Here is a 25,978-nt window from a genome sequence, read left to right on the forward strand (position 1 = left end):
GGGGGGGGGGGGGGGGGGGGAGGGCCGGTAAACAGCAGTGAACGGCTACGCCGAGCCCGTAGCTTGGCTGCCCGTTCGGGCCGTGAAACGCCGTGTGAACAGTCGGCAAAGGCCTTCCGAATTGGGGCGCGTGCGTGGCCGGGGCCGGTGCCGGGGAGGGTAGTTTCAAACCATGACAACTCCCTCTTTACGATGGGGCAGGGCTGCGATCGCCGCCGTTGCCCTGGGACTCCCTGCCGCCTTTCTTACCCCGGCAGGCGTGTCCTTTGCAGGCGCCGCAGCGCCGGCATCCCAGCAGGACGGACAGCAGGACGGCCGGAAGCTGGAGCTTGGCGCCCCGGATCTTCCCGAGACGCGCACCGTCACCACGTTGGCCCCTGGACTGACACGGACCTCCATCACCCGCGGCGCTCCGGATGCTTCCCTGTTCTGGACCGCCGAAGTGGCCATCCCGTCCACATCTGCCGATCCTGGCGCCCCGGCCTCTGCGCTGTCCGATGAAGCAACGGCCCAGGCGGTAGCGCTCAAACTCCGGGCCGCCGGAGTCCAGGTCCGGGTTGAGCACGTCCAGTCCCCTCAACTCGCCGACGCCGGCGGAGACCTTGGCTACCGCGTCCGGGCCGGAGCATTTCAATCCAAGGCCGACGGCACAGCCACGATCAGCCAGACCAGGGCAGCAGGCTATAACGCCTCCGCCGTGTACACCGGCTGGGACGGCGACGCCGGGACCACAGGCACAACCCGCGGTCAATGGAAGCTCGAAGTCCTCACCCTCGATCCGAAGCTGTTCCGGGGAGAACTCACCTCAGGCTTTGGCCCGGACCTGCAGGACCGGGAAACCACAAGCGAGCTCGCGACGGCCGAAGATGCCCTGGCGGCGGTGAACGGCGGATACTTCGTCCTGGACCCGAAGGCCGGGGCGCCGGGCGACCCGGCCGGGACCGCCGTCGTCGATGGCAAACTGCTCAGCGAACCGGTCGGCGACCGGCCATCTCTCGTCATCAATGGCAGGAAGAACGAATCTTCAATCAAGCGGCTGACATGGACCGGACGTATCTCGTCGCCTGGCCACGGCACGTCTGTGACCCTTGACGGCCTCAACCGGGTACCGGGGCTGATCCGCAACTGCGGAGGTACCGGTGATCTCCCCACCAATCTGCCGCGCCATGACGCCACCTGCACGGACCCTGACGAGACCGTCGCCTTTAGCGGCGAGTTCGGTCCCGCCACGCCGTCCGGTCCAGGACTGGAAGTTCTCCTGGATCAACACGGCGCGGTGACAGCCATCAACGCCGCCCGGGGTACAGCCGTACCGGCCGGCGGCAGGACCGTGCAGGCCACCGGAGCGGACGCGGCGAAGCTCAAGGACGTGGCAACCCTCGGCAAACGCCTCGATGTCGAGTCCCACCTGACCAATGAAGCCGGCAAGGCAGAGAAGACGGGTGGGGACACATCCGTCGTCAACGGCGGGCCGATGCTCGTGTCCGGCGGCGCCGAGAACATCACGGCCCGACGCGACGGCATGGTCCATTCCGGCGACAGCAACAGCTTCTATTACGGCTGGGTCCACAAACGCAACCCCCGGACCATCGCTGGCGTCGACGCCCGGGGGCGCACCCTCCTGGTCACTGCCGACGGACGTCAAACCACATCGCTAGGGCTGAGCATCAAAGAAGCAGCAGACGTCGCCCGGTCACTGGGGATGGTGGACGCCATCAACCTCGACGGCGGAGGCTCCACCACCATGGTCGCAGACGGCCAGGTGGTCAACGCGCCCTCCGATGCGGCAGGTCAGCGTCCGGTGGGCGACGCGCTGCTGGTCCTCCCGCGCCGCAGGGACTGACGTGACCGCCCGTCCCGCTCGCCACGGATCCTACAAATGCAACTGACAAGTTTCCTGGGCGCTGCGCTGCCAGTGGCTGCTGCCGCGGGGATCGCGGTGAGTGCCGCGTGTGTGCTGGTCCCTGCGCTGCGAGGGAATCTCCATCTCCGCTACGTCCCGCTGGTCGCCCTCCTGGCTTCGCTGCTGGCGCTGCCCACGCCCGGAGCCAGTGCCGCTACGGTGGCCCTTGTCTTCGTGGCGGGCGTGATCGTCGTCGTCCGGGGGCTCGTCCCGCCGGTACGGTTTCCGCGCCCCACAGGACCGTACGGCGTCGGCACGGTTGTCCATCGATGGAGCGACCCGGACCGTCCCGAGATTCTCTCCGAGGACCCGGATGAGATCCGCGAGATTGTTGCGCAGATCTGGTATCCCTCTCGTGCCACGTCGGGGCCGCGGTCCCGGTACATAGAAGATGCGGGCGCCGTCTTCAGCTCCCTGCTCTCGGCGCTCAAAGACGTGACGGGCGGTCGGACTGCCCTGCCCGCGTGTCTGCTCGGGCATCTCGGCCACACAGCCACAAACGCGATCCTCGATGCCAGTATCGCGCCCGAAGAGACCCCATACCCGGTGGTTGTGTACCTGTCGGGCCTTGGTGGCTTTCGCACTTCCAACACGGTGCAGGTCGAGGAACTCGCCTCACACGGCTACGTCGTCGTCGGTATCGACCAGCCGTATATCTCGGCCAGCACGGCCGCCACGTCAGGCGGCCGTCGCATCCCGATGCTTCCGCGCACGCGACTGTATGCCCGCCACGATCCCGGCGTGGTCATCGCGCACTTGGCTGCGGATGTCGATCTCGTGCTCGCGAGACTCGATGACCTGCACGGGGCCGGACAGGACGAGGTGGCGCTCAACGTCGACCTGCGACGCGTCGGCGTGTTCGGAATCTCGCTCGGGGGGAAGATCGCGGCCGAGGCGTGCCGGCGGAACGAGCGCATCGGCGCGTGTCTGATGTACGACGCAGCGATGCCCGCGAGCGTGGTCGCCTCCGGGCTGCGCGCGCCTGCCATGTGGTTGACCCGTCCGGTCGCCGATATGCGGCGGGAGCACCGACGCTCGGGCGGGTGGGACGACGACGTCATCGAAGAGACGATCACCAGCACAGCGCAGACGCTGGCGAAACAGCCGCAGGGCACCGGGTTCCACATCGCGATCTCGGGAATGTCACACATCGACTTCACCGACGCCCCCTCATGGGCGCCGCTCCTCGCCAGAATGGGCCCATCGGGATCGATCGGCGTACGGCGAGCCCGCACGATCGTCAACGCATTCACGCTCGCCTTCTTCGACGCGACCTTGCGGGGCATCGGGGTTCCGCTGCCAGACAACACCCGATTTCCCGAGGTCGAGTGCACCGTGTATTGAGTGCGCAGTTAATTGACTGCACCGGCATTCAATAACTTCCTGACCGCCTGCAGCACACCAACAACCGGCGTTAAGGCCTCAGGCCAACGGGGCGGCCTGCCGTCAACATCGTGTCGGTATCGCCAGATGGGTCAAGTCGTCGTCTTGCCCTGGAGTCCGCCAGGGCCACATCCGACGTCACAACACTGGAGTGCAAATATTCCGAAGCCGTTGGGTGCCCCGTCAAAGTGGAATTAGGGGACGTTGTATCTGCCGGTCCCTGACGGTGACGGCCCCCGGAGTCTTTCCGGTTCGACGGCGGCGGCACCCTCATCGAGTCCGTGTCCCTCACCTGCCCGGCCGACGGCGGCACATAGGCTCGATTCATGGACGCGAACCCGCTGGCGGAACTGAAAGGGCAGACCTCGATTAACGAACTGCTCGAGGAACCCGTCGGAGTCCGCCCGGTCCGGCTGCCGCTACCGATCCAGTTCCAGTTGGTGGCAGTCCGGCGCGTGTCCTGAGACCTTGGCGCATCCCGGGCCCAACGCCTCCGGACGGCAGGCTGGCGAGTAGTCGTGCGCTGGAAACGAGTAGCGGCTACGGTGTTCGAAGCGGCGGCCGTCAGAGGAACATAGGCTTATGACCACCTACATCGTTGAAGCCGCGGCCTTGGATCATCGCTGTCAGTGTTGCGGTGACATTGCGGAAGATCTGTTTTGTGGAGACTGCGACCCTCATCCGGATACGTCCACTGCAGTAGCGGTATCCGCAGCAGAATAGGCACCAAGGTCCGGGGACCAACAGCAGATTCACTCATTTCTGCCGCACAGACCCTCCCGGTCAGTCTCCCAGCGTGCCTACTGGGCAACCCAGCCGAACTTCCGCTGGCTCTCACAGCAGCAGGTCAGGCCATTGGCGGCGCCCGTACCGGGTTTCTTTACAAAACTCGGGGTGCGGCATCAAGGTTCGGCCAACGGGAGACGAGCACGGCCTAGACTGCGAACCGCCTGGTCATCCGGTTGACGCGCCGGTCCTGCTGCGAGCAAATGAGTGCTGCCGTGAGGTCCCCTCAGCTGTTGTCGAGTTTGGTCAAAAGTGATGCAAGAATCTGACGTTCCGTGCTGTCAAGGCCTTGCAGCAGTTCGTGTTCCGTTTGCACGTGGGCGGACAGGGCGCCGTCGACGATGTCCTTGCCGCGGTCGGTGAGCAGGACTTGTTTTCCCCGCCCGTCGACGGTGCTGGGGGTGCGGGAGACGAGGCCCTGGCTTTCCAGCCTGTTCAGCCGCTGGGCGGTGGCACTCGAGGTAACCATTGAACTCGCGGCCAGGTCTTTCGGTGTCAGGACAAACGGGGTTCCCGTGCGGCGCAACGTCGCCAGGACATCGAAACCGGCCGCGTCCAGACCGTGTTCGGCGAAGGTGTGTGCCAGGCGCTCCTCGAAACGCCGGGCAACGCGGGACAGGCGCCCCACGACTGCCATGGGGGACACATCGAGATCCGGCCGTTCTCGGTCCCATTGTTCGAGGATCAAATCCACCTGATCGGTCATAGGATCCACACTAGCAATTAGCTAAGTGCTGAGCTATCTTAGCTAAGTGCTTAGCAATAAATGGATGGTCCTTCTTGTGACCGCTCTCGCGCCCTGTGTGTGGGGGACGACGTATATAGTGACCGCGGAGCTACTGCCTCCTGGCCGGCCCCTCCTGGCAGCAGTGCTGCGTTCGCTCCCTGCTGGACTGGTGCTGCTTGTGATGGTCCGGCGACTGCCCCGGGGGAGCTGGTGGTGGAAGGCGCTGCTATTGGGTGCCTTGAACATCGGGGTCTTCTTTGCGTTGCTGTTTATTGCGGCGTACCGGCTGCCGGGTGGGGTGGCGGCCACGATCGGTGCCGTGCAGCCACTGCTCGTGACAGTATTCGCCTCCCGGTGGATCGGCGAAAAACTCACGACGAAGAAAATTGTCCTGGGCCTTGTCGGAGTGGCGGGGGTCGCTCTCCTGGTCCTGCAGGCTCAGGCGCGGCTGGACACCGTAGGAGTTGCCGCTGCACTGGGCGGTGCGCTGGCGATGGCTGCCGGTGTGGTGTTGAGCAAGAAATGGGGACGGCCCGGCACTCTCCTAACCACCACGTCATGGCAGCTCATCGGCGGTGGCATCGTCCTGACACCCCTGGCTCTGATCATCGAAGGGCCGCCACCGGAATCCTTCACCGCTGCGAACGTCTCCGGCTACCTGTACCTGGGCATCATCGGCACGGCTGTCGCCTACACGCTCTGGTTCCGCGGGATCCATCTCATGCCGGCATCCACCACGGCATTCCTCGGCCTCCTCAGCCCGTTGGTCGCGACACTGTGCGGATGGATCGTCCTCCATGAAACCCTTACCCCCGGGCAGCTCGCCGGAGCAGCCATCATCCTCGCCACGCTCATCACCACCGGGGCAAGCTTCGGGACGGGAAAGAACCGGCCCGAGCCATCCGCGCTCCGGGCCACCGCAACCGGACGGCGCCGGTTCCCGTATATCCGAAGTTGAATATCCCGCAGCTGCCGCTGACGAATGAACTGGCCCATAGTTGACGATCTCCCGCACCGTTCAGTCCACGGAGCTGTCCCGGAATCCGGCAAACGTGTTCAAGGCGGACGAGGAGGGCCTTATCACGATCACCCGCCGGGACGGGGAGCGGCTCACGCTTCTAACGACCAGCGAGTTCGATCGGGAGCATGAGTGCATGGAACCTGCCGCGCATCTGGTGACGGCCTCGCCGGGTAAAGCCCCACGTTCCCCTCGCTGACAGAGTCCATGGACTCTCCCCGTGGGTGGCCTTCCTGAGCGACGAAGATCGAGGCTTTCGCCCTGGAGATTGTGGTCATCATCCGCGTTGCCGCGGATCTTCGGGCCGATCCGCAGGGCGTGCAGCACCAGCAGGTCCCGCGCGGCTCCGTGCCCGCCCCAGGCGTCGGGTCCGGGCGTCTGATGGTCAGTACCCGGCAACGTTGGCGAGCTCCTGATCGACGGCGTCCAGGGTGCCGAGCAAGTCTCTATGCATTGCCCACTACGGCGATGCTGGTCCCGAACCGCTTCCGCTGTCGTTCCGCCGGGCCCAGCGCAGCGTCCGGCGGACGATGAGCGTTGCGACGATGACGACGATGACGACCATCACCATCACCATAATCGCCAGGAGCACCATGACGTGCCATCCTTCGAGTCTCATCGGTTCCCATTCCCCTTCGGATGATTTGAGCCGACTCTACCCCCTGGACGGGTTACCTGGCTGTATGGCCTGCACGACGGCGGCCGGGGCCTTCGACGGCGCGGGTGCACCGCGGCCTGGGCCCGGGTAAGCTGCCCGGCGTCCGGCCGGCGGCGGCACATAGGCTCGATTCATGGACGCGAACCCGCTGGCGGAACCGTTTCCCGCCGCAAACCTATCAACGACCGATTCAGCGGCGGCGTGGCCAGGGGGCCTGGCCGCGGGAGAGGACCTGACCGACTGCTTCCCGCCTGCGTGGGTCGATGTGGTCTACAACGTGGCGCTCCGACACCTGGACCGTGCACCGCTAGGCCGCATCTCTTCCGACTTCGGTGCCCAACAGATAGTGTTGGTTCATGGAGACGAAAAGGACTACCACTGAACAGACGGTCATCCTGAAAAGCGGCGGCCGGGAGTTTACAGTCAAGGTCCGGAACGGGGTCGGGCTGATTCCCAAAGGCCTGGCCCAGGTGCACACGCGCCGGCCGGCGAGTTCCAAAGCGCGCGCGAAGGCGCCGGTAGAGACGATCACAATTAACCTGGGCGGTTTGAAAAAGGACGCTCCGGACTACGGACCGGGCGCCATGACGCAGCGACTCGTCAACGCCCTCGGGAACAACACCGTTGCCGCACTCCTGGGCGTCAACAAGGATCGTCCGAGCCGGTGGGCGTCCGGCAAAGATGCACCGAACGATGAGAACCGTGCCCAGCTGGCCGACCTGGACGCCCTGGTGGGCCATCTCCACAGCGCATTCACCCCGGCCCAAGCCATCTTGTGGCTGGAGGGCCACAACTCCCACCTCGGTGCCCGGCCCATCGATGTCTACCGGCTCGAAGGTGCAGCACCGGTGATCGAGGCGATCCGCGCCCACGAGCAGGGAGCCTTCGCCTAGTGGAATTCTGGCGCGTGCTGAACTATCACCCGGCGGCCGCTGACACCTCCGCGAACGGGCATCCCCTCTACATCTGGCCCAGACAGGGTTCCGGGCGGGTCGATGACCCTGACCGGGACTATCTGGTGCTCTATGTCGGCGATTCTCCGGAGGGTGCCATTGCTGAAGCCCTCGGCGACTACTCGGTCTGGAAGCCGGAAGTCCTGGATCCGTCGCCGGGGACGCCTGCCGGGACGGTAAAAGCCCTTGTGAAGTACGAGGGGGACCCGTCCATCCTGGATCTTGATGATCCGCAGGCGCTGCAGGACTGGTCGCTGCGGCCCAGCAGCGTTGTCTCCAAAGACCGGGCCTCCACCCAGCAGTGGGCGCGGTCCATGTACGACACCGGCGACTACGCCGGCCTGTCCTGGTGCTCCTTCTACGAGCCGCGCTGGGCAAGCTACGGAGTGTGGGACGTTTCAGGGCTCAGTGTGGCCGGTGCCCCGGAGGCGCTCACCCTCAGCCACCCTGCAGTGCAGGACGCGGCGGCCCTGATCCGACGGGTGATCAGCTGACCCGGCAAGACCCGAGGGCCGGTGAGAGGGTTTCCTGACTTCGCACACATGAGCGGTAAGCAAACGGGCAACCGCCCATCTACCTCTTAGGAGAACATCATGGCCTCGATCCACGAATTCCCCGGCTCCCCGTTCCAGCGCGCACTTGCCGCTGGCGTCCAGGCCAACGTCCCGACCGGTGTTATCGGTGAGCCCGGCCAGGGCAAGACGGCCACCATGGAGTCCTAGACCTCCGGGCACCTCCGCCCCGTCCACGATGAAGGGCATGCTCCGCGTCGTGCAGGAACGCTACGTCGGCGACACGAAGCTCAACGACTCCGTCTCCATCGTGGCCCTCCTGATGAACCCGATCGACACCGCGGTGGACGCCTACGACCTCCGGGCCGCAGAAGCCTTCATGGAACTGTTCGGCAACACGAAGTACAAGGTGGCTGTCTCCAAGTAGGCTGGCGAACCACTCTGCTTCACCGGCGGTTCGAGTATGCCGTGCCAAAACTAGAGTTCATGAGACGACCGGCGGCGCGTCATCCGCCCGCTGTGCTTGGCGGGTTGAAGCCGTGACTAACGATGGCGCCGGCAGCGAGGCACCGCCCCCGGAAGTCTGTGAAATATAGAAAAGTTCGGGCAATTCGTCGCCGACCCGGTCTCGGCATGCGGGCGTCTTGAGCACGCCCCGCAGGATGGCTAGGTACGCTGCCTGCGCTGTCACAGTCAGCTGGTCAACGAGCGCGACAGCAATGTTGCGGGAGGGCGTTGAGTCGGAAACTAACGGACATTCGCAGGTCGGTCCGGGCCAGATTTGCGGTTCTTCGACCCAAGCACCTCAGCCGGTGCGGTCGGAATAAGTAGCCCGTAAATAGCCCTTCGTAGGATTGGCAGGCAAAACAAAACCCCGCCTTCATGGCCTAAGGCCAGTAAAAACGGGGTTTTCTCAGTTGGTGCACCCCCCGGGACTCGAACCCGGAACCCATTGATTAAGAGTCAATTGCTCTGCCAATTGAGCTAGAGGTGCCTCTGTTGTTTCGTTCACCGGGGCTTTTCGTTTCCCTGGTTGTTCTCCGCAACGACATGAAACTCTACACGAGATTCGATGTCGTGTGAAATCGACGTTGGCAGGGGTAGTGGTGCCTACCCGGGGAGGTTCAGAACCAGCACAAAATCAGGGTTTTGGTTGTTGGTGAGCACCCAGAGGCGGCCGTCGGGTGACACTGAAACGTTCCGGATCCTGCCGTACTGGCGGGTGAAATAGCTCACAGCTTCGCCCGCAAATTCCCCGCCGAGGGGGACTGCCCAGATCCGCTGGCCGCGGAGGGCGCCCAGGTAGGCCGTATCGCCGACTATTTCGAGTCCGCTTGGGGAGGACTCCGCCGTCGACGGCCACACGAGCTTCGCGTCAAGGAAGCCGCTGCGGTGCGGGGCGCCGGTCACGTCCGGCCAGCCGTAGTTGCCGCCGGGCACAATCAGATTCAACTCGTCGTTCACGTCGGGACCGAATTCGCTGGCCCACAGCCGGCCGGCACTGTCCCACGCGAGCCCCTGGACGTTGCGGTGGCCGAGGCTGTACACCGGGTTGTCCCCGAACGGATTTCCCGGAGCGGGACGGCCCTCGGGCGTGAGGCGCAGGATCTTGCCGCCCAGGGCACCCGAGTTCTGTGGCTGTTCGCGGCGCTGCGAATCGCCCGTGCCGACGTACAGGTACCCGTCCGGCCCGAACCGGATCCGTCCGCCGTTGTGCGTGGATGCCTTCGGGATTCCGGCAAAAATGACCTCCGCCGGCCCCAGCCGCAACTGCCCGCCGCCGTCCTCGAGGCGCATTCGGGCGACTCTGTTGTCAGCCGCCGCCGTGAAATAGGCGTACAGGTACCGGTCCGACGCGAAATCCGGGGAGAGCGCCAGCCCCAGCAGTCCGCCTTCGCCGCCGGGCACGACGTCGGGCACCCGGCCGACGATGCCGGCCCGCCCGCCGCTCACCGGGACGCCGCCCGTCGAGCCGCCGCTCACAGAGCCGCCGCCCGGTCCGCTGCTGATGGACCGGAGCAGCGCGCTGTCGCGTTCGGAAATGATGGCGGTGCCGTCGGGCAGGAAAACCGTCGACCACGGCACACGCAACTCCGCATCGATCCGGCCGGCTACCGTCGGCGGGGCCGTATTCTGCGGGACATCCGATGCGGGGCTGCTGGCCGCCGGGCCGCCGCTGCCTGCCGGGAGAGCCGGGGGCGTGCCGCTGCCAGTGCAGGCCGCCAGCAGAATCGAGGCGGCGGCCATCACCAGGGCACGGACGCCGGCCCGCATCGCAGTCCGGGGCGCAGCTGATGGCCTGCGCCCCGTCCTTGTCGTCATCCGCGCTCCCATTGCGGTGCGGCTCTTCTCTGCGGCCGTCAGCCGTGCCGACGACTACTGCCGTGACCGGCGGGGTGGCCGGAAGCCGGCGGCTTCGGCATGGGCCGGAGACAGGAACCAGACCTCGGCGGTGGTTTCCTCGAAAGCGGGGCTGGTGTCTTCGTGGTAGATCATCGAGGAGGCGTTGCCTTTGACGGTGAACCCTTCGGGGCCGCTGCCGTCGGCCGCGGGTGACGCCGATCCGTCGCCGTAGGGCTGGTCCAGGGCGAGATGGCCGGCCGGTTCGGCGGTGTGGCTCGGGTCGGGATGGCCGGCCGGCTCGGCGGTGTGGCTCGCAGCAGTTTCGGCGGCTGCGGAGGACGCCGCCATCTGCCGGGTTTCGGCCACGGCAAGGGGTGCCGCCTCTGCTGCCGCCGGCCCTGCCGGCCCGGCGGCTGGTGCCGCAGCCGGTTCCGCCTCTGCATCCGGCGCAAAGGCAGCCTCGGCCGCGGCTGACTCCGCGCCGGGCAACGTGGGCGCATGGGGCTCGGTGTACTCGGGGTGATGCACCGGGACGGCCGCCGCCGTTAGCCCGGCAGCCGCCGTCGGCTCTTCCGCCTGCGGCCCGGCAGCCGCGGCCCCTTCCGTCACAGTGCCGACGTGTGCCGTGGATCCGCCGTGAACCGGCTCATGGCGGACCGCCGCCTGCGGCTCGGCCGCTGGTGTCTCCGACCATTGGGTTTCCCACTCGGTGCTCGCCGGTGCCGGGGGCTCGCCCGCACCCGGAACCCTCGGAGCGGCCGCTGCCGGGTCCGGATACGGCTCGTCCGCTGGCGGCTCTGCCGCCGCCGTGTCTTCTGCCGTGGTGGGCGGCTCGGGTTCGGCCTGGCTGAAGCCGGCAGCCGTGGGTATCCCGGTGGTGGCGGCTGCGGTTGCGGACGCCGCGGCACCACCACCGGAGAGGGCGCCGCCGTGTCCGGTATCAGGCATCGAAGCGGGTTTGGAGGCTTGCGCGGAAGCGGTTGTGCCGCCTCCGGCCGTTGAGTCGCTGCCGCCGCGGGAGTTGTTGCGGTTCAGCAGCCACCAGACGACGGCGACAATCGCCACGATGACGACGAGCCAGATAATCCAGTCCATAGCAAGGCCTTTCTGTCCAGAGGGCAGTTCCATAAGGCAAGGTTGCCGTTGCTCGACGGTACGTCTGGGCCGCGCCGGCTGTCCAGCAGTGACGGACGTGCCCTGTAGCCTCACATCATGGATTTCAAGCGACTGCGGATACTCCGGGAGTTGGCGGACCGCGGCACGGTCGGCGCCACCGCCGAGGCCATGAAGGTGACGCCCTCCGCGGTTTCACAACAGCTCAAGACCCTGCAGGAGGAACTCGGGGTGGTCCTGGTGGAGAAATCCGGCCGGGGAGTGCGGCTCACCGAGGCCGGTTTTGCGATGGCCGGAGCCGCCGCCGAGGTGGCCACCGCCATGGCGCGAGCGGAGGCCACCATCGACACGTACCGGCTCGGCTGGCAGACGCACGTCAAAGCGGCCTTCTTTCCCAGCGCCGCCGAAATGTTCCTCCCGGGGCTCCTGCACCGGGTCAAGGCCATTGACGGGCTCCGTTTCGAGGCGCACTTTGAAGACCCGAACGTGGCGGGCTTCGCAGGCCTCACTGCGGACTACGACGTAGTCCTGGCCCACAGCGTGGACGGCCCTGAAGTGTTTGCCCGGTTGGGTCTCACGGTGGTCCCGCTGCTGGATGAGCCGCTCGACGTCGCCATGCCGGAGGGCCATGTGCTCGCCGGCAAAGCTACCCTGCGGGCGGAAGACGTCATCGGCTTCCCCTGGATGGGCGTGCCCGACGGTTTCCCCTTCGACACCGTGCTGCGCCAGATCGAGGTGCAGGCCGATTCCCCGGCCGTCCGCGCCCAGCTCTTCCCCGACCTGCGGGTCCTTGAGGCCCTGGTCAGTGCCGGGCATGGCCTCAGCCTGCTGCCCCGCTACACGGCGCTGAAAAACCAGGGGAGGGGCTTCGTCCTCCGGCCGCTCGCAGGGGTCAAGGCCCGCCGCAGCATCGTCGCCCTGGCACGCCCCGACGTCGCGGCCCGGACCACCATCCAGCAGGTCCTCACTATGCTCAAAGCGGAGGCGCAGGCCGTGGCCGAAGCCCCCGAGCTGCGTGACGCGGCCCACCTGAACTGAGCCGGAACAAACGGCCAAGTCCAACAGGTGAGACGAGAGTCCACTATTTGATCGAAATATTCCTGCTATTACGCTTAATGGTCCGTTCGGGGTCGTCCCCGCCCACGGCGGAGCCCTAGACTTTAGGCCATGAGTGAGGACACCCGAACAGCAGCAGGCACCAAACCGGACATCAAGCCCCGCAGCCGGGTGGTCACCGATGGCATCCACGCCGCACCGTCGCGCGGAATGCTCCGGGCTGTCGGCATGGGGGATGACGACTTCGCCAAACCGCAGATTGGTGTCGCCAGCTCCTGGAACGAAATCACGCCCTGCAACCTCTCCCTGAACCGGCTCGCCCAGGGCGCCAAGGAAGGCGTCTTCGCCGCCGGCGGCTTCCCCATGCAATTCGGCACCATCTCCGTCTCCGACGGCATCTCCATGGGCCACGAGGGCATGCACTTCTCCCTGGTGTCCCGCGAAGTCATCGCCGATTCGGTCGAAACCGTGATGCAGGCCGAGCGGATCGACGGCTCGGTGCTGCTGGCCGGCTGCGACAAGTCACTGCCCGGCATGCTGATGGCAGCCGCCCGGCTGGACCTGGCTTCGGTCTTCCTCTATGCCGGTTCCATCATGCCGGGCTGGGTCAAGCTTGAGGACGGCTCCGAAAAGGAAGTCACCCTGATCGACGCCTTCGAAGCCGTGGGCGCCTGCGCCGCCGGCAAGATGAGCCGCGGGGACCTGGACCGCATCGAACGGGCCATTTGCCCGGGCGAGGGTGCCTGCGGCGGGATGTACACCGCCAACACCATGGCCTGCATCGGCGAAGCACTGGGCATGTCCCTCCCCGGCTCCGCCGCTCCGCCGTCCGCTGACCGCCGCCGCGACGTCTTTGCGCACAAATCGGGCGAGGCCGTGGTGAACCTGCTCCGGCTCGGCATCACCGCCCGCGACATCATGACCAAGAAGGCCTTCGAGAACGCCATCGCCGTTACCATGGCCTTCGGCGGCTCCACCAACGCCGTGCTGCACCTGCTGGCCATCGCCCGCGAAGCAGAAGTGGACCTGAGCCTGGAGGACTTCAACCGCATAGGCGACAGGATCCCGCACCTGGGTGACCTTAAGCCGTTCGGCCGTTACGTCATGACCGACGTCGACAAGATCGGCGGCGTGCCGGTCATTATGAAGGCACTGCTCGACGCCGGCCTGATCCACGGCGACTGCCTCACCGTCACGGGCAAAACGGTGGCCGAGAACCTCGCCGCGATCAACCCGCCGGATCCCGATGGCAAGGTGCTCCGCGCCATGGACAACCCGATCCACAAGACGGGCGGCATCACCATCCTGCACGGTTCCATGGCGCCGGAAGGCGCCGTCGTGAAGAGCGCAGGCTTCGACGCCGACGTCTTCGAGGGTTCCGCCCGCGTGTTCGAGCGGGAACAGGGCGCCCTGGATGCACTCACCAACGGCCAGATCAAGGCCGGCGACGTCGTTGTCATCCGCTATGAAGGCCCCAAGGGCGGGCCGGGCATGCGCGAAATGCTCGCCATCACCGGTGCCATCAAGGGCGCCGGTCTCGGTAAGGATGTCCTGCTGCTGACTGACGGCCGCTTCTCGGGCGGAACCACCGGACTGTGCATCGGCCACGTCGCCCCGGAAGCGGCCGACGGCGGCCCCATCGCCTTCGTCAGGGACGGCGACAGGATCCGCGTGGACATTGCCGCCCGCACCTTCGACCTGCTCGTGGACGACGCGGAGTTCGAGGGGCGCAAGGCAGGCTGGGAGCCCCTGCCGGCGAAGTTCACCAAGGGTGTGCTCGCCAAGTACGCCAAGCTGGTCCACAGCGCCTCCACTGGCGCCTACTGCGGCTAGCGGGTCAGCTAGCGGGTCAGCTTGGGGACCAACAGGTGGACAATGAAGTCCAGATCGTGAGACGAGAGCCGTGCTCGTTGACACTCGTCTCACTCAGAGGGAAAACTGAATGCATGATCGCATTCGTTACCACCGGCGTCGTCGTCGTACTTACCAAGCGCGTGGCTCACTAGCCCGGCCGGTAACGAACCGTCACGCGCAACCCCTCGAAGAGCCGTCAGGCTGAGGGGTTTTTTTGTTTCCCGCAACACAGCCAGCACCACGCACCAGCACAGCGCCTTCACCGCAGTTCCAAGATCACTGAAGATCCACCTCTGCAGTTCCACGATTACCAGATCCACAAAGGAAGAGTCCGATGAGCAAAGGATCGCCGATCAGCCCCGCGCTGATGGCCACGAAGTCCGCTGGAGCCACCAAGGCTCCGGAACGCGCCGAGCGTCCGGCTGCCGCCGGCGTCGACACTGCTGCCGCCGTCTCCCTTGTCCCCGGGCCGAACAACGTCGTACCCCCGACAGCGATGACCGGCTCACAAGCAATTGTCCGCTCGCTCGAGGAACTCGGCGTGGACGATATTTTTGGTTTGCCCGGTGGTGCGATCCTGCCTACCTATGACCCCCTGATGGCCTCCCGAATGAACCACATTCTGGTCCGTCACGAACAGGGCGCCGGCCACGCCGCGCAAGGCTACGCCATGGTCACCGGACGGGTTGGCGTCTGCATCGCCACCTCGGGCCCCGGCGCCACCAACCTGGTGACCGCCATCATGGATGCCCACATGGACTCCGTGCCGATGGTGGCCATCACCGGACAGGTCGCCAGCGCCGTCATCGGCACCGATGCCTTCCAGGAGGCGGACATCGTCGGCATCACCATGCCGATCACCAAGCACTCCTTCCTCGTCACGGACCCGAACGAGATCCCGCACGTTATGGCCGAGGCCTTCCACCTCGCCTCGACGGGCCGGCCGGGCCCCGTGCTGGTGGACGTCGCCAAGGACGCCCAGCAGGGACAGATGACCTTCTCCTGGCCGCCCAAGATCGATCTGCCCGGCTACCACCCCGTGCTCCGCGGCCACAACAAGCAGCTGCGCGAAGCCGCCCGGCTCATCGCGGCGGCCAGCAAGCCCGTGCTCTACGTGGGCGGCGGCGTGGTCAAGGCCCATGCCTCGGCGGAACTGCTGGAACTCGCCGAGCTCTCCGGCGCCCCCGTGGTCACCACCCTGATGGCCCGCGGCGTTTTCCCGGACTCGCACCCGCAGCACGTCGGCATGCCCGGCATGCACGGCACCGTGTCCGCCGTGACCGCGCTCCAGCAGTCCGACCTGCTTATCACCCTCGGCGCGCGCTTCGATGACCGGGTGACGGGCATCCTGAAGTCCTTCGCCCCAAACGCCAAGGTCATCCACGCGGACATCGACCCGGCGGAAATCTCCAAGAACCGCACGGCCGACGTCCCGATCGTCGGCTCGGTCAAGGAGATCATCCCGGAACTGAGCGAGGCCCTGCGGGCGCAGTTCGCGGCCACCGGCGCCCCGGACCTGAGCAACTGGTGGGTGTTCCTGAACAACCTCAAGGAGACCTACCCGCTCGGCTGGACCGAACCGGAGGACGGCCTGGTTGCCCCGCAGCGGGTGATCGAACGTATCGGGGCCCTCACCGGCCCCGAGGGCGTGTACGTCGCCGGCGTGGGACAGCACCAGATGTGGGCCTCGCAGTTCATCAAATACGAACGCCCGCACGCCTGGCTGAACTCCGGCGGGGCCGGCACCATGGGCTACGCCGTGCCGGCGGCCATGGGCGCCAAAGTGGGCGAGCCGGGCCGGGTGGTCTGGGCAATCGACGGCGACGGCTGCTTCCAGATGACCAACCAGGAACTGGCCACCTGCGCCATCAACAAGATCCCGATCAAGGTGGCCATCATCAATAACTCCTCCCTCGGCATGGTGCGCCAGTGGCAGACCCTGTTCTACGAGGGCCGCTACTCCAACACCGACCTCAACACCGGCCACGACACCGTCCGCATCCCGGACTTCGTCAAGCTGGCGGACGCCTACGGCTGCGCGTCGTTCCGCTGCGAGCGCGACGAGGACATCGACGCCACCATCCAAAAGGCGCTGGCGATCAACGACCGCCCCGTGGTGGTTGATTTCGTCGTCAGCCCCAACTCCATGGTGTGGCCGATGGTCCCCGCCGGAGTCAGCAACGACCAGATCCAGGTTGCCCGCAACATGACCCCGGACTGGGAAGAAGAGGACTGAACATGACTACCCGCCACACACTGTCCGTTCTGGTCGAAGACAAGCCCGGTGTGCTGACCCGCGTGGCCAGCCTCTTCGCCCGCCGCGCCTTCAACATCCACTCCCTGGCCGTCGGCCCTACGGAAGTTCCGGGCATGTCCCGGATGACCGTCGTCGTCGACGCCGACGGTGTGCTGGTCGAACAGATCACCAAGCAGCTGAACAAGCTGGTCAACGTGATCAAGATCGTCGAGCTCACCCCCGAATCCTCCGTACAGCGCGACCACATCCTGGTCAAGGTCCGTGCGGACGCCGCAAACCGGCTGCAGGTTACCCAGGCTGCAGACCTGTTCCGCGCTGCCGTGGTGGACGTCTCCACCGAATCGGTGGTCATCGAGGCCACGGGCCACCCCGAAAAGCTCTCGGCCCTGCTCTCTGTGCTGGAGCCTTTCGGCGTCCGCGAAATCGTGCAGTCCGGCACCCTGGCCGTGGGCCGGGGATCCCGCTCCATGAGCGACAGGGCCCTACGCTCCGCGTAAAGGACAGCCTAGGCAGCACCACCACCAGTTTTTCCCGATACGCACCACAAGAATCCACTCAAAGGAGACACCCCAGTGACTGAAATGTTCTACGACGACGACGCCGACCTGTCGATCATCCAGGGCCGTACCGTCGCCGTCATCGGTTACGGCTCCCAGGGCCACGCCCACGCCCTCAGCCTGCGCGATTCCGGTGTTGACGTCCGCGTCGGCCTGAAGGAAGGCTCCACGTCCCGCGCCAAGGCCGAGGCCGAGGGCCTTCGCGTGCTGAACGTCGCCGAGGCCGTAGCCGAAGCCGACCTCATCATGGTCCTCACCCCGGACCAGGTCCAGCGCCACGTCTACGCCGAGGACATCGCCCCGAATCTGCAGCCGGGCGACGCCCTGTTCTTCGGCCACGGCTTCAACATCCGCTACGGCTACATCAAGGCCCCGGCCGACGTCGACGTCGCCCTTGTTGCCCCCAAGGGCCCGGGCCACATCGTCCGCCGCGAGTTCGAGGCCGGCCGCGGCGTGCCGGACCTGATCGCCGTCGAGCAGAACCCGTCCGGCAAGGCCAGGGAACTGGCCCTGTCCTACGCCAAGGCCATCGGCGGCACCCGCGCGGGCGTCATCGAGACCACGTTCACCGAAGAGACCGAAACCGACCTGTTCGGCGAGCAGGCTGTCCTCTGCGGCGGCGCCTCGCAGCTGGTCCAGTACGGCTTCGAGGTCCTCACCGAAGCCGGCTACAAGCCCGAGGTGGCCTACTTCGAGGTCCTGCACGAGCTCAAGCTGATCGTGGATCTGATGGTTGAAGGCGGCATCGCCAAGCAGCGCTGGAGCGTCTCGGATACCGCAGAATACGGCGACTACGTTTCCGGCCCGCGGGTCATCACCCCGGACGTGAAGGAAAACATGAAGGCGGTCCTGGCGGACATCCAGGACGGCACCTTCGCCAAGCGCTTCATCGACGACCAGGACGCCGGAGCCCCCGAGTTCAAGGCCCTGCGCCAGAAGGGCGAGGACCACCCGATCGAGGCGACCGGTCGCGAACTGCGCAAGCTGTTCTCCTGGATCAAGAACGAAGACGACTACACCGAAGGCTCAGTAGCCCGCTAGGCACTGACCGGCAGGGAAGCCGGACACCAACCCTGGGGTCCGGCTTCCCTGCTTTTCTGCACCACCCGCACTGCAGCCGCTGCGCAACAATCCGTACCTGAGATACAAGAGAGCTAAAGAGGTCACCGGTGACTAGCACCAAACCTGTAGTACTCCTCGCTGAGGAACTTTCGCCCGCCACGATCGAGGCCTTGGGCCCGGACTTTGAAATCCGCCAGACCGACGGCGCCGACCGTTCCCAGCTGCTCTCCGCGATCGCCGACGTCGACGCGATCCTGGTCCGCTCCGCCACGCGGCTGGACGCCGAGGCGATTGCCGCCGCGAAGAACCTCAAGGTGATCGCCCGCGCCGGCGTCGGCCTCGACAACGTCGACATCAAAGCCGCCACCCGGGCCGGCGTTATGGTGGTCAACGCGCCCACCTCCAACATCGTCTCCGCCGCAGAACTCACGGTTGGCCACATCCTGAGCCTCGCCCGCCACATCCCGCAGGCGTCCGCCGCGCTCAAGGACGGCGAGTGGAAGCGCTCCAAGTACACCGGCATCGAACTGTTCGAGAAGAAAATCGGCATCATCGGCCTCGGCCGGATCGGCGCCCTCGTAGCGGCCCGCCTTAAGGGCTTCGACACCAGGATCCTCGCCTACGACCCCTACATCACCTCGGCCCGGGCCGCGCAGCTCGGCGTGCAGCTGGTGACCCTCGACGAGCTCCTCGCACAGTCGGACTTCATCACCATCCACATGCCCAAGACGCCCGAGACCGTCGGCATGCTCGGCGCGGAGTCCTTCAAGAAGATGAAGAGCACCGCGTACGTCGTCAACGTCGCCCGCGGCGGCCTGGTGGACGAGGAAGCCCTCTACGCGGCGCTGGAGTCCGGTGAAATCGCCGGCGCAGGCATCGACGTCTTCGTGGCGGAACCCAGCACCGACCTGCCGTTCTTCAAGCTCGACAACGTGGTGGTGACCCCGCACCTGGGCGCCTCCACCGACGAGGCGCAGGAAAAGGCCGGCGTCTCCGTTGCCAAATCCGTCCGACTGGCCCTGGCCGGCGAGCTGGTGCCCGACGCCGTCAACGTTGCCGGCGGCGTCATCGCCCCGGACGTCCGCCCGGGCATCCCGCTGATGGAGAAGCTGGGCCGCATCTTCACCGCCATGACCCACGCCTCGCTCACCCAGTTCGACGTCGAGGTGGCCGGCGAAATCTCCTCCCTCGACGTCAAGGTGCTGGAGCTGGCGGCGCTCAAGGGCATCTTCGCCGACATCGTGACCGAGCAGGTCTCCTACGTCAATGCCCCGGTGATCGCCGAACAGCGCGGCATCAACGTCCGCCTGATCACGACGCCGGACACGGAGTCCTACCGCAACGTCCTGACCCTGCGCGGCGCCCTTAGCGACGGCAGCCAGATTTCGGTGGCCGGCACCCTGACGGGACCCAAGCAGGTCCAGAAGCTGGTGGGAATCAACGGCTTCGAGGTGGAGATCCCCATCAGCGAACACCTCGTTGTGGTTGCCTACTCGGACCGCCCCGGCGTGATCGGCACCATCGGCCACATCCTCGGCATGAACAACATCAACATCGCCGGCATGCAGGTGGCCCGCCAGACGGAGGGCGGCCAGGTGCTCGCCCTGCTGACCATCGACAGCGCGGTTCCGCAGCAGGTCCTGGACGCCATCAAGACCGGAATCGGCGCTGACATGGTACGCGAGGTGGATCTCGAGGACTAGCGAGCATTTTCCTTGGTTCGTCAGAGGTTCAGGCAGCGCCAGGACGTTTTAGCACCGGGGGACATGCCCATTCTTTGCCCCCGTGACAGGACATAACGGGACTTTGTCCACCCGCTGGCTCCGGCGCGGGGCATGTCCAGCCCAGCGGGTCATGTCCCGTGGGTACGCCGCATCCGGTGGGTTTTTTCGTTGGCCTGGCCGGGCGCAGATGGCGGTTGGCGGCGCTCCTGCCCGGTTACCTGCCGTCACACCTCCTTTCGGCCCGGGAATGGCCCGGGTTCCCGCGGGCTTGTGACGCCGGGCGCCGAAGTAACTGGGCAGGAACGTCGCGGCCCGTCGCATCGGCTCAGATCCGACGGTGTCGCGAGGGTGTCAGATTGTTGGCTGCGGACGCGGACCTCGCGATCACCGCGACCACCGCGATCAACACGGCCCGTCACGCAGCGAGGACACGCGCGTGGGCGCTCTCCGGTGCCGATGCCCCCACCGCGGTGGCGACGCCGGACACCCCGATGGTCATCGATCTGGACGCCACGCTGATCACCGCGCACTCGGAGAAAGAAGACGCCCGACCGACAGTCAAACGCGGGTACGGGTTCCACCCCTACGACACCCACCCGATCCGCGAGACCTACGGCAACAAGTACGAATCGCCCCGCAGGCGGATCCCTCAGCGGTACTGCGAGTCGTCGCGGTGAAAGACCGACTTGCGGGCGCAGCGGTTGCAGCTAACGCGGGCTCGTGAAGTGAGGCTCGCTAGCACTGAGCTGGCGGGCTGGCTGAGGTCATGGGCTCGTGTTCCATGCCCAGGCGATCCAGACGACGAGGACGTTCATGCTGAAGCTCAGGACGATCAGCATGTTGTCGAAGAACCCCCGGTATGGCAGGCCCGCAAGGTTGAAGACGACGAGCGCGATCGAGACGGCGATCGTGATCCAGCGGTGGGCTCTGCTGGTACGAGCAGAGAGGTCATGATTATGGCGATTGGCACGATCATTATCACGGCGCTGAGTGTCCACATCCAGTCGGGCGCATGGCGTCCGCCCAGACGTTCCGGCTCGACTTGGCCGGCGAAGATCCTGAGCACGTCGCCGAGCATCAGGCTGACCCAGCCGCCCGCGGGCACGATCCGCTCCCACTCCATCATCATCGCGCGGCGTCGTCTCCCGTGTGTGGGAGGATCACGAGGTTCCCGACCTTCCGGCCCGTGTCGATGCGTCGATGTGCCTCTCGCACGGATTCCAGTCCGCCGACGACCTCGGTGACCGGATCTAGGTCTCCGCTGGCAACGAGATCGAGGAGGAACGCAAAGTCCTCGCCCCGCTGAGGTGCGGGGCCCGCGAGCACACGCCCGCGGGCGCGGACCGTGTCGAGCAGGTCCGCGACCGCCAGGATGAGCGATCCGGTCGGCACGAGAAGGCGCAGGCCTCCTGCCCGGGAGACGTTCCCGACCGCGTCGAAGACGACGTCGAAACGGTCGTCGAGTGTCGCAACGGGGGTCTCGGCATAGTCGACCACCCGGTCCGCCCCCAGACGAACCACAAGATCCCGGTTCCGTGAGCTGGTGACCGCCGTCACTGTGGCGCCAAGGTGCTTGGCGAGCTGCACCGCGCTCGTCCCGACCGCGCCGGACGCTCCGTTGACGAGCACCCGCATTCCGGCCTTCACCCCTGCGCGGTCGCGGAGGAACCACAACGCCGTCGTGCCCCCGAAGAGCACCCCTGCGGCATCCGCGTTCTGCACCTCGACGGGCTTGCGCACGAGCGCGCTCGCCGAGACGGTCACGTACTCGGCGTGCGCACCCATCCTCAAGCCAGTCATTCCAGCGACCTCGTCTCCCGGCAGGAACCGCGTGACATCCGGCGCGACCCGCTCGACGCGGCCCGAGAGCGTACTGCCCAGCACTCGGGCTCTCGGGCCACGGATGCCGACGCCGAGACGCGCGAGCAGGGCGAACCCCTTCGGGAAGCGGCCAGCTCGCAGGCGCGCATCGGCCGCAGTGACCGCAGTGGCCTCGACGCGGACCAACACCTCTCCACGGCGGAGCTCGGGCATCGGCGTGTCGGATACAACGACGTGCTCCGGCGGGCCGTACCGCTCGACAGATGCTGCTCTCATGGAACCTCCTCTATGGCTGTGAATCGCTCTTCGACGAGAGTAGCCTTACGCTCGTAAGAATTCAAGAGGCTTGCGTGAGGCGTTGTTGAAAGCCATCGAGGATGAGGTCGAGACCGACATCGAACTCGGTGCGGGCAAGTCCACGACGATGCCCTTGATCATGGGGCTGGACCGGCCGACGTCGGGCACCGTCACGGTCAACGGCTGGCCCTACGGGCAGCACCGTTCCCCGCAGCGGGAGGTCGGCGCCCTGTTGCTATGCGGAGGCTCTCAGGGGCTCGAGGGCGGCTAGGACGAGGTCGAGGCCGAAGATGAACTGCTCCGCCGGGTCGAAGCCGGCAGCAACGAGCGCCGCGGCGGACTCGTTGAGGTAGGGGAACTCGTCAGGAGGAAGCTGGGGCAGGAAGACGTTCTCGGCCATGTCCGCGAGCTCATCGGCGGTGTCGAACGGCAGGCTGGCTTCCTGTAGGGCGAACCCGTAGACATAGCTGTCGAGCAACCAGTTGGCGTGCGTCGCCATCAAGACCGGGAAGCCAGCCCTCCGCAGGCAGGCGGTGACCGCTTCGTGGTGGCGGAGGTTCGCGGGCCCCGGCGATGTCCGCGACTCCAGCAGGCCGATCGCCCACCGGTGGCGTGCGAGAACCTGTCGGGCGGATACCGCCCGCCGTCGCATCGCCGACTGCCAGTCGGTCTCTTCGGGTGGGAGCTCGATCTCCTCGAACACGATGTCGATCATGGCGTCCAGCAACTCCTCCTTGCTCGCCACGTAGTGGTAGAGCGACATCGCGCCCGCGCCGAGCGCGCCAGCCAGCCGGCGCATGCTCAGCCCGTCGACCCCCTCGCGGTCGGCGAGCCGGACCGCCTCGACCACCACCCGCTGCTTGCTCAGCCCCGCGTTTGACGCGACCTGGCGTTGTTCCCTCGCAGACATGGGTCTCCTCGCTTTCTCGAACCCCTTGACAATCGTACAGCGTACGAGCACAGTATACCGTACAGCGTACGACGTACGGTGTACGGGCCAGCGAGAGTCGCGGCTCGGACGTGAGGAGGCTTCTGTGGGAATCGAACAGCGATCTAATGCCGGAGCACGCCCGGTGTCGGAGGCGAGTCCGGCCGGTGCGGCGACGATGCGGATTGTTGGTGCGACGGCGATCGCGCTCGCAGCGTCGATGGCGATCCAGAACGCGATGTTCGCCGCGACCGGGCCTCCCGCCTACGGGGACCCGATCGAGGAGGTGCTCGCCTGGCACCAGCAGAACCGGGTCGTGGTCGCGATCGCGGTCGGCCAGGAGGCGCTGCACCTGCCGCTGCTGCTCGGGTTCGTGACTGGTCTCCACGGGCTCGTTGGGCGTCGCGGGGGTGCGGGCGCGGACTGGTCGCGCCTCGCCGTGGCCGCGGGAGCGGCTCTCTCGGCGGTCTTCGCAATCTACAGCGTTCTGTGGATCGGAACCGTGCTGTCCGCCGGCGAGCTCGCCGAGCCGAGCCCGACATTCGAGCTCGCCTGGCAGCTGCATGCAGCAGCGTACGCGCTGGCGCTGCCGGCGCTCGGCACCACCTTCATCGGCGCTGCGCTGGCGGCGCATACGAGCCGGCTGACGCCGCCGTGGCAGCGTCTGCTCGGCGTGGCCGGGGGAGGCCTGCTGCTCGCCGCCGGGGCGGCCAGCCTCGCGATCGCGGACGGCTCGGCGCTCCCGTTGGGGGTGGGGCTGGCCGGCCTCGCCGCCTGGCTCGTGTGGCTGCTTGTGACCGGCGTACGGCTGGTGCGCGCTCGAACAGCCCACCGTCCTGACAACGCATCGACCTACGACAAGGAGGAATGATGGGAACCGAAATCAAGGCAGCCGCGTTCGCCGCAACGCTTGGGTCGTTCGTCGGGGTGCGGCGGGGGTGCGATCGCCGATGCCGCGCTCGGGCTCGAGGGAGCGGTAGTGGGCGTCGTCTCGGCAGCACCCGAGGGAAGGTCGTGATCACCGTCTGACGACCGGACCGACGAGAACGACCCAACCCGTGCGAATGCACGCCCAGACCTGCCGCCACTCCGGCGGACGGACCACTCCTCTCGAAAGAAGAACCGATGACCATCCGAACGAACACCCCGAAACTGCTCGACAACCCTCCGATCCCCGTGCAGGCCAAGCTTGCCGCCGCCTGGACCAGCCTCATGTTCCTCGTCATCTACATCGACTACTTCCACCTCTACCAGCCCGGCGAAATCGACGAAATCCGGGGCGGCGTCATCTTTGCGTTCGACATCAGCGCAACTTTGATGTCCATTTTCTTCGTGATCATCGCTATCCCGACCCTGATGGTGCTGCTATCCATGACGCTGCCCGCCCGGGTGAACCGCGCCACGAACCTCGTCGTGGGATCGCTGTACATCCCCATCATGGTGTTCAACGCGGCAGGGGCGTCCTGGGACTGGGCCTTCTACTACGGCCTCACCATCGGAGTCGAGGTGCTGATCCTGGCCTTCATCCTGCGCTCTGCCTGGACCTGGCCCCGCACCGCACTGTCGGCGATCATGCCGACCAGCCGTGAGGCCGATCGCGCCCAGCAGCAAGCGTGAACCCAAGAGCAGTCCCCGTCCTGTTCGGAGCCATCTGCCTCGGTGCCGCGGTGTGGGCCTCCGTGCGGTTTGACACCAACTACCACTGACCTGCCTGCCGGTAGGGGCCTTCCAAGGCCCCTACCGGCAGGTCAGGTCATCGGATGCGCACACAGGCCCACCGCCTCGAAGATACCGACCCCAAGCGCGGCAACGTCGTCGTCCGCCTCACCGACCCGCCACGACGGGCACGCCGTGCCGCTGTATCAGATCCGCCAGTCCCACCATCATCCAGGAAGGTCCCGGTCATGATCGAGGCACAGCACGCCGAGCTGGTGAAGGGATCTCAGCAGGTCATCCATCGACTCTGCATCGCCCCAACCTTCGGATGCCGCAGTCGGAACGCCTCACGACAACGGACACAGACGGCGCCGTCGTGCCACCGGAAAGAAGCACAACCGTGAAATCCCCAACTCAGCGTGACTCAGCCCGTCGCAGCCCGGGCCTCGTTGCAACCGAGAATCCGATCCGTCAACTCACCCTCGCCGGGGTGTCCGGAGTCTGGGCGGCTGCCGCTGTGCCGATGGCCGTGCTGGCATGGGTGATCGCGCCGCTGCTCGCATCCGGTGGGAACTCGCCCGTCGCCCCCGCGCAGGCCCTCATCCTGCTCTTGACTGCGGGCATGGTCTGGCAGTTCGCGCTGGTCCTGATGCTCGTCTACAGGGAACAGCGAACTCTGAAGTGGTCAGTCGTTCGGGACGTGCTCTGGCTGCGGGCTCCCCGCAACCCCAAGACGGGCCGCCGCGGGGGGCACATGTGGCTCGTTGTCCCGATCGTCGTCGTGGCGTTCGCTCTCGAAGAGTTCCTTCCGTTCGAGATCGCACCCGCCGCGGGACGCGACTTTGGTGACTTCCTCGGCTCCTCCGACGGGCAGGCGATGCTCTCAGGCTCGTGGCTGTGGCTGGGCATCCTGCTCGCCTTCTTCGTCTTCAACACCGTGCTGGGTGAGGAACTGCTCTTCCGGGGGTACTTGCTCCCCCGCATGAAGGGCGTCTTCGGGTCGCGGGACTGGATCGCCAACGGTGTTCTCTTCGCCGTCTACCACCTCCACGTCCCGTGGGTGATCCCGATCACCCTCATCGACACGTTTATCCTCTCGCTACCCTCTCGCCGGTATCAGAGCGCCCTCATCGGGATCATCGCGCACAGCGCACAGAGCGTGTTCCTCTTCGCTCTCGTCCTGATGCTCTTCCTGACCCCGTAGTCCTCCGACCAGGATCGGAGGAACCAGACGTGAGGCTCGCGAAACGAGGGCGATAGTTGTCGGATTGATGGTGGCGCAGGCTCGGGTCGGCTGATAGCGGGTCCCCTGACGAACGCGATCAGGCGCTCCTGCCCAGTTACCTGCCGTCACACCTCCTGTCGGCCCG

General features: G+C 66.4%; 26 protein-coding genes, 1 tRNA gene and 2 pseudogenes. 20 read left to right on the forward strand and 9 right to left on the reverse strand.

The genetic code is table 11. The features are described from left to right. The first annotated feature begins 172 nt into the window (after positions 1–172). The 3 genes from AC50X6_RS14960 (at position 173) to AC50X6_RS14970 (ending at position 3,750) form a co-directional block, all read left to right on the forward strand. Positions 173–1,843, forward strand: a complete 1,671-nt coding sequence (locus AC50X6_RS14960) for a phosphodiester glycosidase family protein (RefSeq protein WP_494966985.1) — start codon at positions 173–175, stop codon at positions 1,841–1,843. 36 nt (positions 1,844–1,879) lie between these two features. Continuing rightward, positions 1,880–3,247, forward strand: a complete 1,368-nt coding sequence (locus tag AC50X6_RS14965; protein ID WP_494966986.1) for an alpha/beta hydrolase family protein — start codon at positions 1,880–1,882, stop codon at positions 3,245–3,247. 365 nt (positions 3,248–3,612) lie between these two features. Then, complete coding sequence (locus AC50X6_RS14970; protein ID WP_494966987.1) at positions 3,613–3,750, forward strand: hypothetical protein; 138 nt, start codon at positions 3,613–3,615, stop codon at positions 3,748–3,750. Positions 3,751–4,298: 548 nt separating this feature from the next. Here the strand turns inward: AC50X6_RS14970 and AC50X6_RS14975 are convergent. Beyond that, positions 4,299–4,778, reverse strand: coding sequence for a MarR family winged helix-turn-helix transcriptional regulator (locus AC50X6_RS14975; RefSeq protein ID WP_494966988.1), 480 nt, complete (start codon positions 4,776–4,778; stop codon positions 4,299–4,301). A gap of 64 nt (positions 4,779–4,842) precedes the next feature. On the opposite strand from AC50X6_RS14975, the gene AC50X6_RS14980 reads away from it, so the two are divergent. Continuing rightward, positions 4,843–5,757 carry an EamA family transporter gene (locus tag AC50X6_RS14980; RefSeq protein ID WP_494967045.1) on the forward strand — a complete coding sequence of 305 codons (915 nt, stop codon included), beginning with the start codon at positions 4,843–4,845 and terminating at the stop codon, positions 5,755–5,757. 520 nt (positions 5,758–6,277) lie between these two features. On the opposite strand, the gene AC50X6_RS14985 is transcribed toward AC50X6_RS14980, so the two are convergent. Continuing rightward, entirely contained in the window at positions 6,278–6,436 is a 159-nt protein-coding gene (locus tag AC50X6_RS14985; RefSeq protein ID WP_494966989.1) for a hypothetical protein, read from the reverse strand. Positions 6,437–6,608: 172 nt separating this feature from the next. Here AC50X6_RS14985 and AC50X6_RS14990 point away from each other — a divergent pair, with 172 nt between their 5' ends. From AC50X6_RS14990 to AC50X6_RS15010, 5 genes are all read left to right on the forward strand, one after another. After that, positions 6,609–6,857: a hypothetical protein gene (locus AC50X6_RS14990; protein ID WP_494966990.1), complete on the forward strand. Its 249-nt coding sequence runs from the start codon at positions 6,609–6,611 to the stop codon at positions 6,855–6,857. A gap of 166 nt (positions 6,858–7,023) precedes the next feature. Further along, positions 7,024–7,368 carry a hypothetical protein gene (locus tag AC50X6_RS14995; RefSeq protein WP_326965546.1) on the forward strand — a complete coding sequence of 115 codons (345 nt, stop codon included), beginning with the start codon at positions 7,024–7,026 and terminating at the stop codon, positions 7,366–7,368. Then, on the forward strand, positions 7,368–7,922 hold the full coding sequence (locus AC50X6_RS15000) for an RES family NAD+ phosphorylase (RefSeq protein WP_494966991.1): 555 nt from the start codon (positions 7,368–7,370) through the stop codon (positions 7,920–7,922). The genes AC50X6_RS14995 and AC50X6_RS15000 overlap by 1 nt, the downstream gene beginning before the upstream one ends. 99 nt (positions 7,923–8,021) lie before the next feature. Then, positions 8,022–8,150, forward strand: a complete 129-nt coding sequence (locus AC50X6_RS15005) for a hypothetical protein (RefSeq protein WP_494966992.1) — start codon at positions 8,022–8,024, stop codon at positions 8,148–8,150. A 37-nt stretch (positions 8,151–8,187) separates the two neighbouring features. Continuing rightward, a complete protein-coding gene (locus tag AC50X6_RS15010; RefSeq protein ID WP_494966993.1) occupies positions 8,188–8,367 on the forward strand; it encodes a hypothetical protein in 180 nt (59 codons plus the stop codon). A 491-nt stretch (positions 8,368–8,858) separates the two neighbouring features. On the opposite strand, the gene AC50X6_RS15015 is transcribed toward AC50X6_RS15010, so the two are convergent. The 3 genes from AC50X6_RS15015 to AC50X6_RS15025 all read right to left on the reverse strand — a co-directional run bounded on the left by AC50X6_RS15015 (position 8,859) and on the right by AC50X6_RS15025 (position 11,378). After that, a tRNA-Lys gene (locus AC50X6_RS15015) sits at positions 8,859–8,934 on the reverse strand. Positions 8,935–9,050: 116 nt separating this feature from the next. Continuing rightward, complete coding sequence (locus AC50X6_RS15020; protein WP_494967046.1) at positions 9,051–10,214, reverse strand: PQQ-dependent sugar dehydrogenase; 1,164 nt, start codon at positions 10,212–10,214, stop codon at positions 9,051–9,053. A 102-nt stretch (positions 10,215–10,316) separates the two neighbouring features. Further along, positions 10,317–11,378, reverse strand: coding sequence for a sunset domain-containing protein (locus AC50X6_RS15025; protein WP_494966994.1), 1,062 nt, complete (start codon positions 11,376–11,378; stop codon positions 10,317–10,319). 117 nt (positions 11,379–11,495) lie between these two features. Here AC50X6_RS15025 and AC50X6_RS15030 point away from each other — a divergent pair, with 117 nt between their 5' ends. Both AC50X6_RS15030 and ilvD read left to right on the forward strand, forming a co-directional pair. Next, positions 11,496–12,434 (forward strand): LysR family transcriptional regulator, encoded by a 939-nt coding sequence (locus AC50X6_RS15030; protein ID WP_326965541.1) that lies wholly within the window; start codon positions 11,496–11,498, stop codon positions 12,432–12,434. A 129-nt stretch (positions 12,435–12,563) separates the two neighbouring features. Continuing rightward, positions 12,564–14,285 (forward strand): dihydroxy-acid dehydratase, encoded by a 1,722-nt coding sequence (ilvD, locus tag AC50X6_RS15035; protein WP_494966995.1) that lies wholly within the window; start codon positions 12,564–12,566, stop codon positions 14,283–14,285. Positions 14,286–14,374: 89 nt separating this feature from the next. Here the strand turns inward: ilvD and AC50X6_RS15040 are convergent, their stop codons facing one another. Continuing rightward, entirely contained in the window at positions 14,375–14,626 is a 252-nt protein-coding gene (locus AC50X6_RS15040; protein ID WP_326965539.1) for a hypothetical protein, read from the reverse strand. A 14-nt stretch (positions 14,627–14,640) separates the two neighbouring features. Here AC50X6_RS15040 and AC50X6_RS15045 point away from each other — a divergent pair, with 14 nt between their 5' ends. The 5 genes and pseudogenes from AC50X6_RS15045 to AC50X6_RS15065 form a co-directional block, all read left to right on the forward strand. Beyond that, entirely contained in the window at positions 14,641–16,542 is a 1,902-nt protein-coding gene (locus AC50X6_RS15045; RefSeq protein WP_494966996.1) for an acetolactate synthase large subunit, read from the forward strand. 2 nt (positions 16,543–16,544) lie between these two features. Continuing rightward, positions 16,545–17,060, forward strand: coding sequence for an acetolactate synthase small subunit (gene ilvN / locus AC50X6_RS15050; protein WP_326965537.1), 516 nt, complete (start codon positions 16,545–16,547; stop codon positions 17,058–17,060). A gap of 75 nt (positions 17,061–17,135) precedes the next feature. Then, positions 17,136–18,161, forward strand: a complete 1,026-nt coding sequence (gene ilvC / locus AC50X6_RS15055; RefSeq protein ID WP_326965536.1) for a ketol-acid reductoisomerase — start codon at positions 17,136–17,138, stop codon at positions 18,159–18,161. Positions 18,162–18,289: 128 nt separating this feature from the next. Further along, positions 18,290–19,885 carry a phosphoglycerate dehydrogenase gene (serA, locus tag AC50X6_RS15060; RefSeq protein ID WP_494966997.1) on the forward strand — a complete coding sequence of 532 codons (1,596 nt, stop codon included), beginning with the start codon at positions 18,290–18,292 and terminating at the stop codon, positions 19,883–19,885. A gap of 374 nt (positions 19,886–20,259) precedes the next feature. Next, positions 20,260–20,490 (forward strand): annotated as a pseudogene (locus tag AC50X6_RS15065) (IS1380 family transposase); the annotation flags it as partial. Between the two features lie 180 nt (positions 20,491–20,670). Here AC50X6_RS15065 and AC50X6_RS15070 read toward each other — a convergent pair. Together AC50X6_RS15070 and AC50X6_RS15075 are read right to left on the reverse strand one after the other, a co-directional pair. Continuing rightward, entirely contained in the window at positions 20,671–20,904 is a 234-nt protein-coding gene (locus AC50X6_RS15070; protein ID WP_494966998.1) for a hypothetical protein, read from the reverse strand. Positions 20,905–21,031: 127 nt separating this feature from the next. Beyond that, positions 21,032–22,003, reverse strand: coding sequence for an NAD(P)-dependent alcohol dehydrogenase (locus AC50X6_RS15075; protein ID WP_494966999.1), 972 nt, complete (start codon positions 22,001–22,003; stop codon positions 21,032–21,034). Positions 22,004–22,130: 127 nt separating this feature from the next. On the opposite strand from AC50X6_RS15075, the pseudogene AC50X6_RS15080 reads away from it, so the two are divergent. Next, positions 22,131–22,259: pseudogene (locus AC50X6_RS15080) on the forward strand (ATP-binding cassette domain-containing protein); the annotation flags it as partial. Here AC50X6_RS15080 and AC50X6_RS15085 read toward each other — a convergent pair. After that, the gene (locus AC50X6_RS15085; protein WP_494967000.1) at positions 22,260–22,934 is read right to left on the reverse strand and encodes a TetR/AcrR family transcriptional regulator; all 675 of its coding nucleotides are present in this window, start codon (positions 22,932–22,934) and stop codon (positions 22,260–22,262) included. Positions 22,935–23,058: 124 nt separating this feature from the next. Between AC50X6_RS15085 and AC50X6_RS15090 the strand changes: the two genes are divergently transcribed. From AC50X6_RS15090 to AC50X6_RS15100, 3 genes are all read left to right on the forward strand, one after another. After that, positions 23,059–23,823 carry a hypothetical protein gene (locus tag AC50X6_RS15090; protein WP_494967001.1) on the forward strand — a complete coding sequence of 255 codons (765 nt, stop codon included), beginning with the start codon at positions 23,059–23,061 and terminating at the stop codon, positions 23,821–23,823. A gap of 254 nt (positions 23,824–24,077) precedes the next feature. Further along, positions 24,078–24,569 carry a DUF6326 family protein gene (locus AC50X6_RS15095; protein ID WP_494967002.1) on the forward strand — a complete coding sequence of 164 codons (492 nt, stop codon included), beginning with the start codon at positions 24,078–24,080 and terminating at the stop codon, positions 24,567–24,569. Positions 24,570–25,008: 439 nt separating this feature from the next. Then, positions 25,009–25,812, forward strand: coding sequence for a CPBP family intramembrane glutamic endopeptidase (locus tag AC50X6_RS15100; RefSeq protein ID WP_494967003.1), 804 nt, complete (start codon positions 25,009–25,011; stop codon positions 25,810–25,812). Positions 25,813–25,978 lie beyond the last annotated feature (166 nt).

The organism is Pseudarthrobacter sp. HLT1-7 (assembly GCF_059383435.1).